Source organism: Sphingopyxis bauzanensis (assembly GCF_002205675.1).
Taxonomy (GTDB): domain Bacteria; phylum Pseudomonadota; class Alphaproteobacteria; order Sphingomonadales; family Sphingomonadaceae; genus Sphingopyxis; species Sphingopyxis bauzanensis.
The window spans coordinates 802,439-816,509 of sequence record NZ_NISK01000003.1; the positions used below are offsets into that span (position 1 = coordinate 802,439).

At 56.5% G+C, this 14,071-nt stretch carries 15 protein-coding genes; 13 read left to right on the forward strand and 2 right to left on the reverse strand.

Features of this window, described 5'->3' with window-relative positions:
- Positions 1–300 precede the first annotated feature (300 nt).
- The gene (locus tag CDQ92_RS21200; protein ID WP_158213869.1) at positions 301–441 is read right to left on the reverse strand and encodes a hypothetical protein; all 141 of its coding nucleotides are present in this window, start codon (positions 439–441) and stop codon (positions 301–303) included.
- A 260-nt stretch (positions 442–701) separates the two neighbouring features.
- On the opposite strand from CDQ92_RS21200, the gene CDQ92_RS15210 reads away from it, so the two are divergent.
- The 13 genes from CDQ92_RS15210 to CDQ92_RS15270 all read left to right on the forward strand — a co-directional run bounded on the left by CDQ92_RS15210 (position 702) and on the right by CDQ92_RS15270 (position 12,949).
- Positions 702–1,976, forward strand: a complete 1,275-nt coding sequence (locus CDQ92_RS15210; RefSeq protein WP_158213870.1) for an NnrS family protein — start codon at positions 702–704, stop codon at positions 1,974–1,976.
- A gap of 233 nt (positions 1,977–2,209) precedes the next feature.
- Positions 2,210–2,938, forward strand: coding sequence for a Crp/Fnr family transcriptional regulator (locus tag CDQ92_RS15215; protein ID WP_229667011.1), 729 nt, complete (start codon positions 2,210–2,212; stop codon positions 2,936–2,938).
- A 96-nt stretch (positions 2,939–3,034) separates the two neighbouring features.
- A complete protein-coding gene (locus CDQ92_RS15220) occupies positions 3,035–3,751 on the forward strand; it encodes a Crp/Fnr family transcriptional regulator (protein ID WP_088442169.1) in 717 nt (238 codons plus the stop codon).
- 81 nt (positions 3,752–3,832) lie between these two features.
- Positions 3,833–5,509: a cytochrome-c oxidase, cbb3-type subunit I gene (ccoN, locus tag CDQ92_RS15225; protein WP_373289576.1), complete on the forward strand. Its 1,677-nt coding sequence runs from the start codon at positions 3,833–3,835 to the stop codon at positions 5,507–5,509.
- A gap of 11 nt (positions 5,510–5,520) precedes the next feature.
- Positions 5,521–6,273, forward strand: a complete 753-nt coding sequence (gene ccoO / locus CDQ92_RS15230; protein WP_088442170.1) for a cytochrome-c oxidase, cbb3-type subunit II — start codon at positions 5,521–5,523, stop codon at positions 6,271–6,273.
- Positions 6,270–6,449 carry a cbb3-type cytochrome oxidase subunit 3 gene (locus tag CDQ92_RS15235; protein ID WP_088442171.1) on the forward strand — a complete coding sequence of 60 codons (180 nt, stop codon included), beginning with the start codon at positions 6,270–6,272 and terminating at the stop codon, positions 6,447–6,449. The genes ccoO and CDQ92_RS15235 overlap by 4 nt, the downstream gene beginning before the upstream one ends.
- Positions 6,439–7,350, forward strand: coding sequence for a cytochrome-c oxidase, cbb3-type subunit III (ccoP, locus tag CDQ92_RS15240; RefSeq protein WP_088442172.1), 912 nt, complete (start codon positions 6,439–6,441; stop codon positions 7,348–7,350). Before CDQ92_RS15235 ends, ccoP begins: the two co-directional genes overlap by 11 nt.
- Complete coding sequence (gene ccoG, locus CDQ92_RS15245; RefSeq protein ID WP_088442173.1) at positions 7,337–8,947, forward strand: cytochrome c oxidase accessory protein CcoG; 1,611 nt, start codon at positions 7,337–7,339, stop codon at positions 8,945–8,947. Before ccoP ends, ccoG begins: the two co-directional genes overlap by 14 nt.
- Entirely contained in the window at positions 8,944–9,393 is a 450-nt protein-coding gene (locus CDQ92_RS15250) for a FixH family protein (RefSeq protein WP_088442174.1), read from the forward strand. The genes ccoG and CDQ92_RS15250 overlap by 4 nt, the downstream gene beginning before the upstream one ends.
- Entirely contained in the window at positions 9,390–11,525 is a 2,136-nt protein-coding gene (locus CDQ92_RS15255) for a heavy metal translocating P-type ATPase (RefSeq protein WP_088442175.1), read from the forward strand. The genes CDQ92_RS15250 and CDQ92_RS15255 overlap by 4 nt, the downstream gene beginning before the upstream one ends.
- Positions 11,522–11,674, forward strand: coding sequence for a cbb3-type cytochrome oxidase assembly protein CcoS (gene ccoS, locus CDQ92_RS15260; RefSeq protein ID WP_088442176.1), 153 nt, complete (start codon positions 11,522–11,524; stop codon positions 11,672–11,674). The genes CDQ92_RS15255 and ccoS overlap by 4 nt, the downstream gene beginning before the upstream one ends.
- Before the next feature lie 413 nt (positions 11,675–12,087).
- A complete protein-coding gene (locus CDQ92_RS15265; protein WP_229667012.1) occupies positions 12,088–12,363 on the forward strand; it encodes a hypothetical protein in 276 nt (91 codons plus the stop codon).
- Positions 12,364–12,583: 220 nt separating this feature from the next.
- Positions 12,584–12,949, forward strand: a complete 366-nt coding sequence (locus CDQ92_RS15270; protein WP_088442177.1) for a response regulator — start codon at positions 12,584–12,586, stop codon at positions 12,947–12,949.
- 173 nt (positions 12,950–13,122) lie between these two features.
- On the opposite strand, the gene CDQ92_RS15275 is transcribed toward CDQ92_RS15270, so the two are convergent.
- A complete protein-coding gene (locus CDQ92_RS15275) occupies positions 13,123–13,977 on the reverse strand; it encodes a PDZ domain-containing protein (RefSeq protein ID WP_229667013.1) in 855 nt (284 codons plus the stop codon).
- Positions 13,978–14,071 lie beyond the last annotated feature (94 nt).

The window sequence follows — 14,071 nt, forward strand, 5'->3', positions numbered from 1 at the left end:
ATCACCTTCCGCGACACACGCAAATCCCGCGCGATCGCCTTGATCGCCTTGCCACCGGCATACTCGCGCCGAATCCGAACCACCGTCTCCAAAACCAACATCCCGATCTCGCCGCCTGATTATCCAGCCGGCTGCTTAAACCATCGAAATGAGGGGTCCCTTTTAGACGCCGATCACCCCGCTAAAGGGGTCCTTTTTGCACGCCGATCCACATTGACATCTCTCGAATGTGAATTCGTGCCGCTTAGTCGATATGAGGAACTCACGTATCACGCGGAACGCTCGCGATCATCGACGAGTTCAAGATGATCGCTCCAGCAGTTCGCCAGATGAAACGAGCTGGTAGATATTCTTATCAATCAATTTGACTTGCTCGCCGAAAATCGTCTCCCAACCTTGAGCACCGGGGCGTTCGCGCACGCCTTGCGGGGCGTTTTCCACGCTTACCATCTGATAGCGAAGGATCCTGATCCGAGTTTCCTTGCTGTCACGGCACACGATCTCTTCTAGGATTTGTTTACGAACGCAATCCACATGAAACCTCAAAGTTCGTTCATTTTCTTATCTGGCACCTCACCAAGACGACCCATCGCCAGCAATGACGATAAATTAAACTCGTCGCCATGTCTGGCAGCTTCACGCGCACAGACCGAAATTTATCAAATGTCGATCGGGATCATCTTCGTAATTGCGGTATGTCAATGAACGAAACGGAACGCGGCTTAGGTTGGAAGATACCCCCTTGTGAAGGACCGCTCGTGCTCAATAACACCGATCGATTGCAGCTTCGCAGGAAACGCATGGCGCAGAGTCCTGCCTTACTGCGCGGCGGATTTCGACCATTCTTTGTCGGCGCAGCTGCGTGGGCAGTAATATCCCTGGCCGTCTGGATAATGATCCTCTTCGATCTCGCTCACTCGCAACTTTTTGAAGATCCACTTGCATGGCATCGCCATGAGATGCTGTTCGGATTTGTGGGGGCGGCAATTGCCGGTTTTGCGCTAACTGCAGTTCCTAATTGGACTGGTCGACTCCCCATTGCGGGCGGGCCTCTGGCAATGCTTTTCGGAATATGGGTGGCAGGCAGATTGCTCCCATTCTTGGTTTCCCCCGAAAATCTTTTGCTCCTTATCATAGAGCCCGGGTTCTACGTGCTTTTGGCTCTGTTGCTTGCACGGGAAATTATAAAGAGTCGAAATCGCAATTTTCCCATCGTGGCGGTGATCGGTCTTTTCGGTATTGCCGATCTGGTCGACCGGGTCGCAATGGCAGGACTTCTGGAAATGACAAAAATTGGCTGGCAAAGCGGATTGGCGCTGGTCGTTTTTCTCATATCGGTTATCGGCGGGCGGATCGTGCCCAGTTTTACCCGGAACTGGCTGATGGCCCAACACGCCGGGGAACCAATGCCCACTCAGCCAGATCGGTTCGACAAGGTTGTGCTTGTTTTCACCGCACTTGCCCTGATGTTGTGGTTGTTCTGGCCATCGTCAGTGCCAACTGGTGTGGGCCTGATTGCCACAGCCATCGCACACTTTGTTCGACTTGTGAGATGGCAGGGATGGAGATGCCGGTCGAATGCCCTATTGAGCATCTTGCACGTAGGCTACCTCTGGCTTCCAGCGGGCTTGTTCCTCCTTGCGTTGGCGCAGTTGACGTTGGTTTCGGAAACCGCGGCCATTCATGCTCTTACGGCAGGAGCGATGGCGACCATGATCCTCGCGGTGATGAGCAGGGCCAGTTTGGGCCACACAGGACGAGAACTTGCGGCGAGTAAACTGACAACAATCGCCTTCGTGCTGATCAACATTGCGGCAGTTATGAGGGTGTCGGCTGCGCTCGGGATCGAGGAACAGAGAATAACGCTGATACTGGCTGCGTTCGCGTGGTTTGCAGCTTTTGGGTTGTTCTTGCTGGAATATATTCCAATCCTGTTTTCGGAATCTAATAAAAAGGGATCGGAAGAAAGATCGTGATCTCGCGTCGCGGGTCGCCGGCTTAGTTCGCGATACTGACCAAAGGCGCACTCACGCGTTATGACTCCGTGATTCGCTGCTTCCTGGTAAAATCCTCGCGCTGGATGTCGCTGTGACCCGTTCTCGATCTCGAGAGAATTGCGCTCTGTTCGCCCCTGCGCCGTTTCGCGGATGCTGGCGCCGGAGGACCAGCAGGGTAGCTTGGCAAGCTAGGCGACGAAGCCTAGGTGTGGATGATGGAAGCGCCCGCCCCTGAAGACGAATTGAATTTTTGCCAAGCTTGCACCGTGCGCAACAGAGCAATCTGCGCTGATCTCGAAACCTACGAGATCGCCCTGCTCAACAAGATCGGTCGACGGCGGCGATTGGAGGCAGGCGAATCGCTGATGTGGGAGGGCGACGACGCGGTTTACGTTGCAAACGTGGTGTCCGGTGTTCTCAAACTTTCGACCCAAACCAGCGACGGCCGCGAGCAAATCCTCGGACTAGCTTATCCCTCGGACTTCCTCGGCCGGCCCTTTGGCAACACGTCCCCTTACAATGCAGAGGCCCTTTGCGAAACGGTCGTCTGTGTGTTCCGGCGCACCGACTTCGAACGCTTTGCGCTCGATCACTCCAGGCTCGAACATAAGTTGCTCGAGCGCACGTTAAGCGAACTGGACCGAACACGGCGCTGGATGCTGCTTCTCGGCCGCATGAACGCCGAAGAAAGGCTGGCCGCTCTGCTATTGGAAATCGGCGCCCGCTCCGTTGCTGCAGGGTGCGGAAATTCCGCGGATGCTGACATCGATCGCTTCGAGTTGCCGATGTCGCGTCAACAGATCGCCGATATCCTGGGCCTGACTATCGAAACGGTCAGCCGCCAGTTAACGAAAATGCGCGAAGACGGGATCATCGAAATTCGCGGTCGCAGGAAAGTCACTATTTGCAAGAGGGGGGTGCTGGAAAAACTCGCTGCATAACCGGCTGGCAACCGCGCAGCGGAGGCTGGTCCCAAAATGCAGTAGTTTGACCTGAATCAATGACGTGTCCTGCTACGAATGTGATCGGATCGGCCCATGAAGCCGAAATCGCTGAACCATCCGCATGCCGACCCATTTCAGCACTTCATGGATGTGCTGCGATCGCCCGATCTACCCGAATCATCGATCAGTTTCCTGCAGTCCTGTGGGCGTCCGCTTCACTTGGCGCGCGGAGAGGCAGCGGAGCTGCGCGAGCAGGAGCAGAGAACTGCAATATTTGTTTCAGAGGGCGCCGCCAAATTGGTGGGTCACGTAGGGGCGGACCGTGAGCAAATCGTCGCATTCTGTTTTGAAGGCGAATTGCTCATACTCTCGGTTACATCGCACACGCCATACACACTCCAAGCTCTCACGGAGTGTCGTCTACTGGCGTTTCCGGCAGGCGATCTTATCACAAAAGTCACCGAGGCGACGAGCAGCGCAATCGTCGAACGGACCTTTCTAGCACTGGACCAAGCTCGTGATGCCTCTGTTCTTCTAGGCCGCAAAACAGCACAAGAAAAACTGGCAAGCTTTCTTGTCTCAATGGTCGACAGGATCGGGGTGGTAGGCCCGAAAATCATTGCGCTGGACTTGCCCATGTCACGTCGCGAGATCGGCGATTGTTTGGGATTGACCATCGAGACGGTGAGTCGTCAGCTGACCGCCTTGCGAAATCACGGGATCATCAAAACGTATGGCAGATCGAAAATCACGATACTCGATATGGCCCGGCTTAGCGAACGCGCCGTCCAAGCGTCCTGCACTACCTGATAATTTTCGGCAATTTGACCTAGGTCAATGCATAAGCCAGGCTAGCTGCCTATGACATCGTAAATCTATTCGGAGTTAGAGATGCAAGTGGAAGCAGCCTTGGGGCGGGCGGGCCTTTGGTTCGGCGTCCTCTTAATCTCGTTAGTCTTTGCTGCCACAGCGCGCGACAGCGGTTTCGCAGCCCATGCAACCATCATCGCTATCGTTTCATTCGTCCTCATGTGGATTTCGGTGGCCCGCTTCGATCCGATGGGAAAAGCGCGCGGGTTCTTCCAAATGCCTGACGGACCATCGCGGTATGATGACGATCCGATCAGATGGGGCGTGCTGGCTACCATGTTTTGGGCCATCGTCGGTCTGCTCGCTGGCGTGTTCATCGCCTCGCAGTTGGCTTTTCCGCAGCTCAACATCGAACCATATTTCAACTTCGGCCGGGTAAGACCGCTTCACACGTCGGCAGTGGTCTTCGCTTTCGGTGGCAACATCCTCATCGCGAGCAGCTTCTACGTCGTGCAGCGCACTTGCCGCGCGCAACTGGCATTTCCGTCGCTGGCTCGCTTCGTCTTCTGGGGTTATCAGCTTTTCATCGTTCTCGCTGCCTCGGGTTACCTATTCGGTGTGACGCAAAGCCGCGAATATGCAGAGCCTGAATGGTATGTGGACCTGTGGCTGACGATCGTCTGGGTGGCTTACCTGATCGTCTTCGTAGGAACTCTGGTGCGCAGAACAGAGCCCCACATCTACGTGGCGAACTGGTTCTATCTTTCCTTCATCATAACCATCGCCATGTTGCATATCGTGAATAATCTGGCGGTTCCGGTTGCGTGGAATGGCTCGTTGTCTTTCTCCGCCTTTGCCGGGGTGCAGGATGCCCTGACCCAGTGGTGGTATGGACATAATGCCGTCGCGTTTTTCTTGACCGTGCCCTTCCTGGCGATGATGTATTACTTCGTGCCGAAGCAGGCCGAGCGGCCGGTTTACAGCTACCGACTGTCGATTATCCACTTCTGGTCGCTGATCTTTCTCTACATCTGGGCAGGGCCTCACCATCTGCATTACACGGCGCTTCCCGATTGGGCGCAGACGCTCGGCATGGTGTTCTCAGTCATTTTGTGGATGCCCAGCTGGGGCGGCATGATCAACGGTCTGATGACGCTTAACGGCGCTTGGGACAAGGTTCGCACCGATCCCATAATTCGCATGATGGTGATGGCGATGGCTTTTTACGGCATGGCGACCTTCGAGGGTCCCATGCTGAGCATCAAGGCGGTCAACTCCCTCTCGCACTATACCGACTGGACTGTTGGCCACGTGCATTCCGGCGCGCTTGGATGGAACGGTCTTATCAGTTTTGCAGCGGTCTATTTCCTCGTCCCGCGCTTGTGGAAACGCGAGCGGATGTATTCCTTGCGAATGATAAACTGGCACTTCTGGCTCGCAACGCTGGGGATTGTTTTTTACGCCTCCAGCATGTGGGTGGCTGGCATTACCCAAGGGCTGATGTGGCGCGAATACGGCCCCGATGGCTATCTCGTGAATAGCTTCGCCGAAACTGTCGCAGCGCTCCACGAACTCTATATCATACGCGCCGTCGGCGGCGTGATGTATCTCGGCGGAGCCGTCATCATGGGATACAACATCTGGATGACAATCGTCGGCCGGCTGCGCGAAGAAGTGCCAATGGGTGCCATGCCACATTATGATCCGGACAAGGATCGGCCGATTGCGCGCCCAATAACCCCCGAACCAGCCGAATAGGATAGCTCGTCATGAGTCTTGCCTCCAAGCACAAGAAGCTGGAAAAGAACGTCAACCTGCTTGCGATCGGATCCTTTATCGCGGTAGCCATCGGCGGCATCGTCGAGATTGCGCCACTATTCTGGATGGACAACACGATCGAGAAGGTCGAGGGCATGCGTCCTTACACGCCGCTCGAGCAGGCGGGCCGGAACATCTACGTGCGCGAAGGCTGCTATTCTTGCCACAGCCAGATGATCCGCCCGTTCCGCGACGAGGTCGAGCGCTATGGCCACTACAGTCTTGCCGCGGAAAGCATGTATGACCACCCGTTTCAATGGGGATCGAAGCGCACTGGACCCGATCTGGCACGTGTCGGGGGCCGCTATTCAGACGAATGGCACGTTCAGCACCTCAAAGACCCACAGAGCGTGGTGCCGGAAAGCGTTATGCCGTCATATTCTTTCTTGGCGAATACACCTCTTAACGCCGATGTCGCCGGCGATATGCTCGTCGCTCTGCGCCGTGTCGGCGTTCCCTATTCGGATCGAGACCTTCGACAGGCGAATCTGGATATGGCCTTGCAAGCAGATCCCGAGAGCGGCGGCGATGTAAAAGATTTGCAGCAACGCTACCCCAAAGCGCAGGTCCGCGATTTCGACGGCGATCCGAGCAGCCTGACTGAGATGGATGCGCTTGTCGCTTATTTGCAGATGCTCGGAACGCTTGTCGATCTCGACAGCGCGGCAGCTCAGGAGAAACTCGCAGAGGAAAAAGGTCGATGAGCCTCTACGATCATTTGCGGCATTTTGCGGACAGCTATGGCTTGGTCGCGCTGATGGTTCTGTTCTTCGGCCTTTGCTTGTGGGTGTTCAGGCCTGGTGCGAAACAACCCAGTCGGGAAGCGGCACACTCCATATTCGCAGAAGACGAGTTTGACGGACGCAACGATGGTCAATAAGCGCATTGACGGGCCGACCGGCACCGAGACCGTCGGACATGAATGGGATGGCATCGAGGAACTCGACACCCCGATGCCGCGGTGGTGGCTCTGGACACTTTACCTTACCATTGTGTGGGGCATCGTTTACGTCATCCTTTATCCCGCCTGGCCGCTTGTTGATAAGGCCACCGAAGGCGTGCTTGGCTGGAGCAGCCGGGGCGAACTTGCCAAAGAAATGAGCGTCGTTGATCAAGGGCGTGTAACGATGCGCGAGGAACTGTCGCGCATTCCAATCGAACGGCTGCCCGAAAATAGCAAAATGTTCACTCAAGCGGTCGCTGGCGGACGGTCTGCCTTTCAGGTTCATTGCTCGCAGTGCCATGGTTCGGGCGCAGCGGGTAGCCAGACACTTGGCTACCCTAATCTCAACGACGACGATTGGCTGTGGGGCGGCGATATCAAGGCAATCGAATATACTTTGACCAATGGTATACGGGCGCCCGGTGTGGAAAAAACCCGCGCCAGTATCATGCCACCGTTCGACGGCGTATTCGAGCCTGTTCAACTGGAAGCCGTGGTAAATCACGTGCTTTCGCTGAGTGGACGAGGGTCTCGCAACGCGCTGGGTGCGCAGACTTTCCAAGATAATTGCTCGGTCTGTCATGGAACGGTCGGCGAAGGAAATCGCGACCTAGGTGCTCCGCGTCTGAATGACGCAATATGGCTCTACGGCAGTTCGCATGAGCAGCTCCGCAACCAAATCCTGAAGCCTAAGATGGGGCGGATGCCACATTGGAGCGACCGTCTAGATCCGGTCACTATCAAGATGCTTTCTGCCTATGTTTGGTCGCTTGGGGGCGGCGAAGAATTTGTCGAGGTAGCTGCGGATCCCGCAGTTAAGGTCGATGCCGAACCGTGACCCCAGCCGCGCGTCGAGCGCACCTCCTCGTCGCGAAGGCGAGGACAGCGAACCGACAGTCGTGGTTGAGGGCGGTCTTGCCAAAACCAACGAGCCCGTATCCAGCGCGGTAGCCGAACCGGAGGCGGCCACGCGTCGCCACGAACCACACGAACCGCCGCGCCAGCACCTTCCGGCCAAGCTGTTCGAAAAACGCACAAAGGTTCACAACAAGCGGGTCGATGGTCCCTTCCGCCGATTTAAATGGTTCGTCATGTTTGTGACGCTGGCGATCTATTACGGCACCCCATGGATCCGGTGGGATCGCGGACCCTACGCTCCCGATCAAGCAGTGCTGATCGATCTGGCAAATCGACGGTTCTACATGTTCGGCATAGAAATCTGGCCGCACGAATTTTACTACGTCGCAGGCTTACTTATCATGGCCGCCCTCGGTCTTTTTCTGGTCACGAGTGCTGTGGGTCGAGCATGGTGCGGATATGCGTGCCCGCAGACCGTCTGGACGGATTTGTTCCAGCATGTGGATCGCTTCGTCGATGGCGATCGAAACGCCCGTATCAAGTTGGACGCCGCCCCCCTCGGACCGAAGAAGCTCGGGAAGCGCGCGTTCAAATATACGATTTATCTCATAATTGCGTTCTGGACCGGCGGCGCGTGGATCATGTATTTTGCCGACGCGCCCACACTTGTGCGCGACTTTTGGGCCGGTGAGGCGGCATCTGCGGCATACATCACGGTCGCGATCCTGACACTCACTACATTCACGCTTGGCGGCTTCATGCGGGAACAGGTCTGCATCTACATGTGTCCCTGGCCGCGGATCCAGACCGCCATGATGGACGAAAAGTCGCTTCTCGTAACTTATAAGGACTGGCGAGGCGAACCACGCGGCAGCGTCAAGAAGGCGAAGAGTGAGCCAGAAAAGTTCGGCGATTGCATTGACTGTCTGCAGTGCGTCGCCGTCTGTCCAACCGGCATTGATATTCGCGAAGGACCGCAAGTGGGCTGCATCACGTGTGCGCTCTGCATTGACGCGTGCGACAAGGTCATGGCAGAAATCGGAAGGCCGCGCGGTCTGATCGACTACGCAACCCTTGATGATTGTAAGAAAGAAGCGAACGGGGAAGCCACGCGGCCGCCCTGGAAAGCTTTGCTGCGACCCCGAACCGTCGCCTACTTTCTCATTTGGGGAAGCATCGGTTTTGCAATGCTTTTTGCCCTGGGCGTGCGCAGTCATGTGGGCTTGTCGGTCACACCCGACCGCAATCCGCCCTACATTCTGATGAGCGATGGATCGGTGCGTAATTCCTACACGCTCAAACTACGGAACATGGAGAGCCGACCGCGCGATATGGAGATTGCACTTCAAGGTCTTCCCGATGCGGTTATGTGGATCGACACCACGGGGCGTGATGGGGCCGCGCGCAAGCAGATTAAAACGGTGCCAGCAGATCAGGTTCTCGCAGTCCGCGCTTATGTCATAGCTCCACCTGGGACAGACACGGATGACTTCAGCTTCCGGCTGACATCGCGGGACGAACAGAAGGAAAGCGTTGAAACCAAAGCGCGCTTCGACACGCCGAAAGTTGGCGAATGAAAAACGAGTTCACTGGTAAACACATGGCCGTGATCATTGTATCCGGCTTCGGGATCATCATCTCGGTAAATCTTTTTATGGCCACGCTCGCGGTGCGAGGATTTGGCGGGGTGGTGGTTGAAAACTCCTATGTCGCGAGCCAGGAGTTCAACGGCTGGCTAGAGGCAGCGAAGCGCCAGAAGGCGCTTGGATGGAACGCTCAAATGTTGATGAGTGAAAACAACCATCTCTTAGTCAAAACTACCGGCATACCCGATGGCGTTACCATTAAAGCGATCGCCCGTCGGCCGCTCGGCAAACCAGACACCACTCCGCTGAGCTTCATCGAATCCACACCTGATAATTTCGTTTCGCTGAAACCTCTCGCTGCCGGTCGCTGGATCGTCAGGCTGACACTTTCGGCCCCCGATGGCCGCACCTGGGCGAGCGAAGAGCAAATGCCGTGACCACGCTTTCGCTTCCCGACGAAATCGATCACGTCGGCTTGACCGATAGTCGTTTTACGGTTCCCGGAATTCGCTGTGCCGGCTGCATCGCCAAGATCGAGCGAGGATTGCAAGAAGTCGATGGCGTAGATGCGGCGCGGGTAAATTTCTCGGCGAAGCGGGTCGCTGTCAGACACGATCGGTCTCTGGACGCGGAGACATTGGTTGCCGCACTCGGAAGACTTGGCTTCGAGGCCCAGCCCGCCGCGACCAATCCGCTCGGCCAAGACGACATTGAAAGCCGCACCCTACTGCGTGCGGTCGCCGTCGCAGGCTTTGGCATGATGAATATCATGTTGCTGTCTGTCAGCGTCTGGTCGGGGGCAGGAGGGGTCACTCGCGAATTGTTCCATTGGCTATCGGCGCTCATCGGGCTTCCGGTTGTCGCCTATGCTGGCCGCCCGTTCTTCAGCAGCGCCGTTATGGCGCTGCGACATCGCCGAACCAATATGGACGTGCCAATCTCCATCGGCGTCCTGCTTGCAACGGGACTTAGCGTCTACGAGACTGCAACCGGCGGTGAACATGCCTATTTCGACAGCGCAGTCATGCTGTTGTTTTTCTTGCTGGTTGGCCGCGCGCTTGACTCCACAATGCGAAACAAAACCCGGGCCGGGATCGGTTCACTGCTGTCGCGTATGGGCAAATCCGCACGCGTGGTTGCACAGGACGGATCTACAAAATCGGTAGCCGCCGAAGACTTAAGACCAGGCATGCTTATGCTCGTCGCAGCCGGCGAAGCACTTGCCGCCGACGGCGTTATCGAAGAGGGCAGGAGCTCGATCGACAACGCGATGCTGACGGGCGAAAGCATCCCGCAAGCCGTAGGGTTTGGCGACGCGGTGCACGCTGGCGCAATCAATATGGGCGATCCTATTCGTGTGCGCGTTACCGCAGCTTCGTCCGATACCGTCATAGCTGAAATCGCACGATTGATGGACGAGGCTGGACAGTCTCGCAGCTACTATGTTCGGATCGCAGACCGCGCTTCGCGGCTATATGCACCTGCAGTCCACACCCTGGCGCTGCTGGCATTTGGCGGATGGATGATCGCCGGCGTCGGATTGCACCAGTCACTGGTTATTGCGATCGCCGTGCTTATAATCACGTGTCCCTGCGCCATGGGGCTGGCAGTTCCAGCCGCACATGTGGTGGCATCGGGAGTCCTTGCGCGACGTGGGCTGCTCGTAAAGGACGGTAGCGCGCTTGAACGACTCGCCGAAGTGGATATCGCGCTTTTCGATAAAACGGGAACGCTGACGATCGGTGAGCCGGTCCCAGAGATTCGGCATCTCTCGCGCGAACGTAAATCGATTGCTCTCGCGCTGGCCCAGTCTAGCCGGCATCCGTTAAGCCGAGGTCTCGCCCGCGCCCTCGAGGCCGAAGGTGTAACGCCGGCGGTCGTCTGCTCGCTTTCCGAAACAGGCGGGACAGGAATTTGCGGGAGTTGGGGAGACACCCGTGTCGCACTGGAACGAACCGAAATTTTAGGCGGCGGGTTATCCTCCACTCTTCGGATCGGCAAAGACAGGGTTGATATACAATTTTTAGATCCAATGCGACCAGATGTGGTCGAGACCCTCCACGCGCTCAAGACTTGCGGTATCGACAGCCGCATCGTTTCCGGTGATCGGCAAATGTCCGTAAACGCATTGGCGCGCGAACTTGGTATTACCAGTGCGGCGGAGATGCGACCGGAAGCCAAATTGACGCTGCTCTACGCGTTAGGGAAAGAAGGTCATCGCCCGTTGATGGTCGGCGATGGGATCAACGACGGACCGGCCTTGGCCGCGGCGCACGCGTCTATTGCGCCCAGCAGTGCGAGCGATGTCAGTCAACAGGCGGCTGATGCCGTCTTCCTCGGCCGGGGGCTAATGCCAGTCGCACTCGCGGTCGAAGTCGCACGCCGGACGATGCGCATCGTCCGCCAGAACTTTGGTTTTGCTATTGCCTACAATGTGGTGGCTGTGCCTCTGGCTATCGCTGGATTGTTAACGCCGCTGATCGCGGCGATCGCAATGTCTCTTAGTTCACTTGTGGTCGTAGGCAATTCTCTTCGACTGGCACGAGACACGAAACACCAGCCAACGTGAATGTCTTGGCTTACCTGATCCCGGTCGCGCTCGCTTTTGGCGGTGCCGGTCTGGCAATGTTCTTTTGGGCCATGCGTAACGGCCAATTCGAAGATCTCGACGGAGCCGCCAACCGCATCCTGATTGACGACGAGGAGCCAAAAGAATGAACCTTTCCGGCTTGGCAGTCTTGACGTTGTTACCCGTCATGGTTGGTCCGTTACCGGCCCCCGTTCCCACCCTGCATGTGGTCATATGTTCCGATCTGGGGAACCGCACTATTGAGATACCGATCCCAGTCGACAAACCCCATCAACCGGAGCCCTGTTGGGCAAAAGCTTGTCACGCGTCGTGCAGCCGCAAACAAATTGCTCGAGAGCAATGAACGCGTCGTCATTCTTCACCAAAAGGTTCAGTCATTTCTGGAGCGTGGTCTATCATTCTTAAGCAACGACATTCTTTCGCTAACGCCGAATGGGCTGTCATATGTGCGCACCATTGCCATCATTTTGAGACTTATCGTCAGAATTCGTCCCGCAACTTCAGCTCGGTTGTCTGAGCTCAACCGCCGAAAGGAAAAAGCATGCCTCTCTGGTTTTTCCCGTTCCTCATTGGAATTCTAGCAACTTTTAGCCTGATAGCTGGGATTTGGCTGGTGCTGCACCTGCGAGACCTGGCCAGCCTTTTCTCGGATGATACCTCGAACGATATTGTTCGAGGCCCCGGCAAGCGGCGCGCGTCCCGCGCGCGCGTCTGGCTTGTCCTGCTTGTTTTTAACGCTGGCTGGATCGCTTCACTATTGATCTGGATCTTCGTTATCGAGGGTTATGCGAATGCGGTGACCGATGCAGCAGGATAATCCCGTGCAGCCTGACGGTTGGTGAGTTCGATATTGAGGAAATGCTACACGCTGAACGAACAGCTCCGCCTTAGCCGCGCCAAACATGGTCTAGGAGCGTGACCGAGACGGTAAAACTATAATCGAAGCCCGTGGCGGTAAAATCTGGGCCGATTTGCCCCTGCGGACGGCGGACGAGCAAGTTTCAATTTGCCGAGGATGGGCCAAGAGGAGTCAGATAATGGCGAGTGACCAGATCGTCTATGTGATCGACGACGATGACGGTGCGCGGAGGTCGCTCGAGTTTCTTCTCTGTTGTGCCGGGGTTGGCGCGAGAGGTTTCGCGTCGGCCGATGCATTTCTGAAAGACTCGCCGCCGCTTGAAGGCGCTTGCGTCGTGACCGACGTCCGGATGCCCGGCACGAGCGGAATCGAGCTGGCTGAAACGCTGAAAACTCGCGGTGCCGCTATCGCGGTAATCATGATCAGCGGTCATGCCGATGCTGCACTCGCGATCAAGGCCAAGAAGGCGGGGGTCACCGATTTTATCGAAAAGCCATTCGACAAGGAGATCATGCTGAGCGCTATACGCAGGGCGCTGACCTAGCAGGCCGGAAGCCAAAGCGCACGGGCCGATGACAGTCGATCCTTGACTGAATGGCTGCGCTTTGGCCTGCTGCCGATTTGGTGAACACCGAGATACGTTCATTCAGGCTTGCTCGGAGACCCTGCGCGCGCATGCATGTCGTGAGATGGTCTTCGTCCCTGTCGATGACTGGCCTACAAACCGAGCAGCTTCTTTTTCTGCGCGTCAAATTCGGAATCTGTCAGGACGCCGTCATCGCGGAGCTTCGCGAGCTTACCCAACTCGTCGGCTACCGACGGTGCAGTCACCACTTTAACCTCCGCCGGGCTCGTATCTGGCGCTGGCTTTGCAACGTCGGTCCAGTCAGGACGGAACGCCCGTGCGACAGTCACTTTCACGGGCTTACCATCGCGCATCAGTTCGACAACGTAAGTGGGTGTCTGTGCTGCCTTGGCGGTGGCGTCCAGATAATCGTCGTATTGCTTGAACTTCTTCCCGGCCACTGAGAACACGATATCGTTTGGCTTTATGCCGGCCGCTTCCGCAGGGCTTCCCGGATCAACCTCGGTAACTCTCAGCGCCGCATTTTTTCCGATCGGGTAATCTTCCGATTTGAATCCCATCATGACGTGGTTCGGGAATCGTGTGCCGACAGGGAATGTTCCACCGGCGGCGCTCATGAATGAAAAGATGCTGTTCTGAAATTCCGGTCCGGAGAAATCGGTGCGCTTCATCTGTCCGAAGGCCATCTGCAATTCCATCCATCCCGATGCCTGCACTCGGGACACACCGTTGATCTCTGCGACATTGAAACGGAAGAACCGACGCGGAGGAGTGGAGTAGCTGTTGCCCATGAGCATCTGCCCCAACACCGACTGCCCCATGTTCATGGGAGCCTCGCAGACAAGATCAGTCGGGTTTGACGATATGACCGTCCAACGGGCGTCGATGCATTTGTTTGAGAGCTTCCCTACAACCTCAGTGGCGTGATTAGGAAATAGCATCTCCGCCGCGCCGGTAGGCGTCACAGCCATGAATTCGTCTGCCAACGCCGGCGCCGACACATGCGTCAAAGCTACGACAAAAACTAGCCGCCCAAATCGCATTCTTCATTCCCCCAAAATTTCGCACTTACTTCCGCCT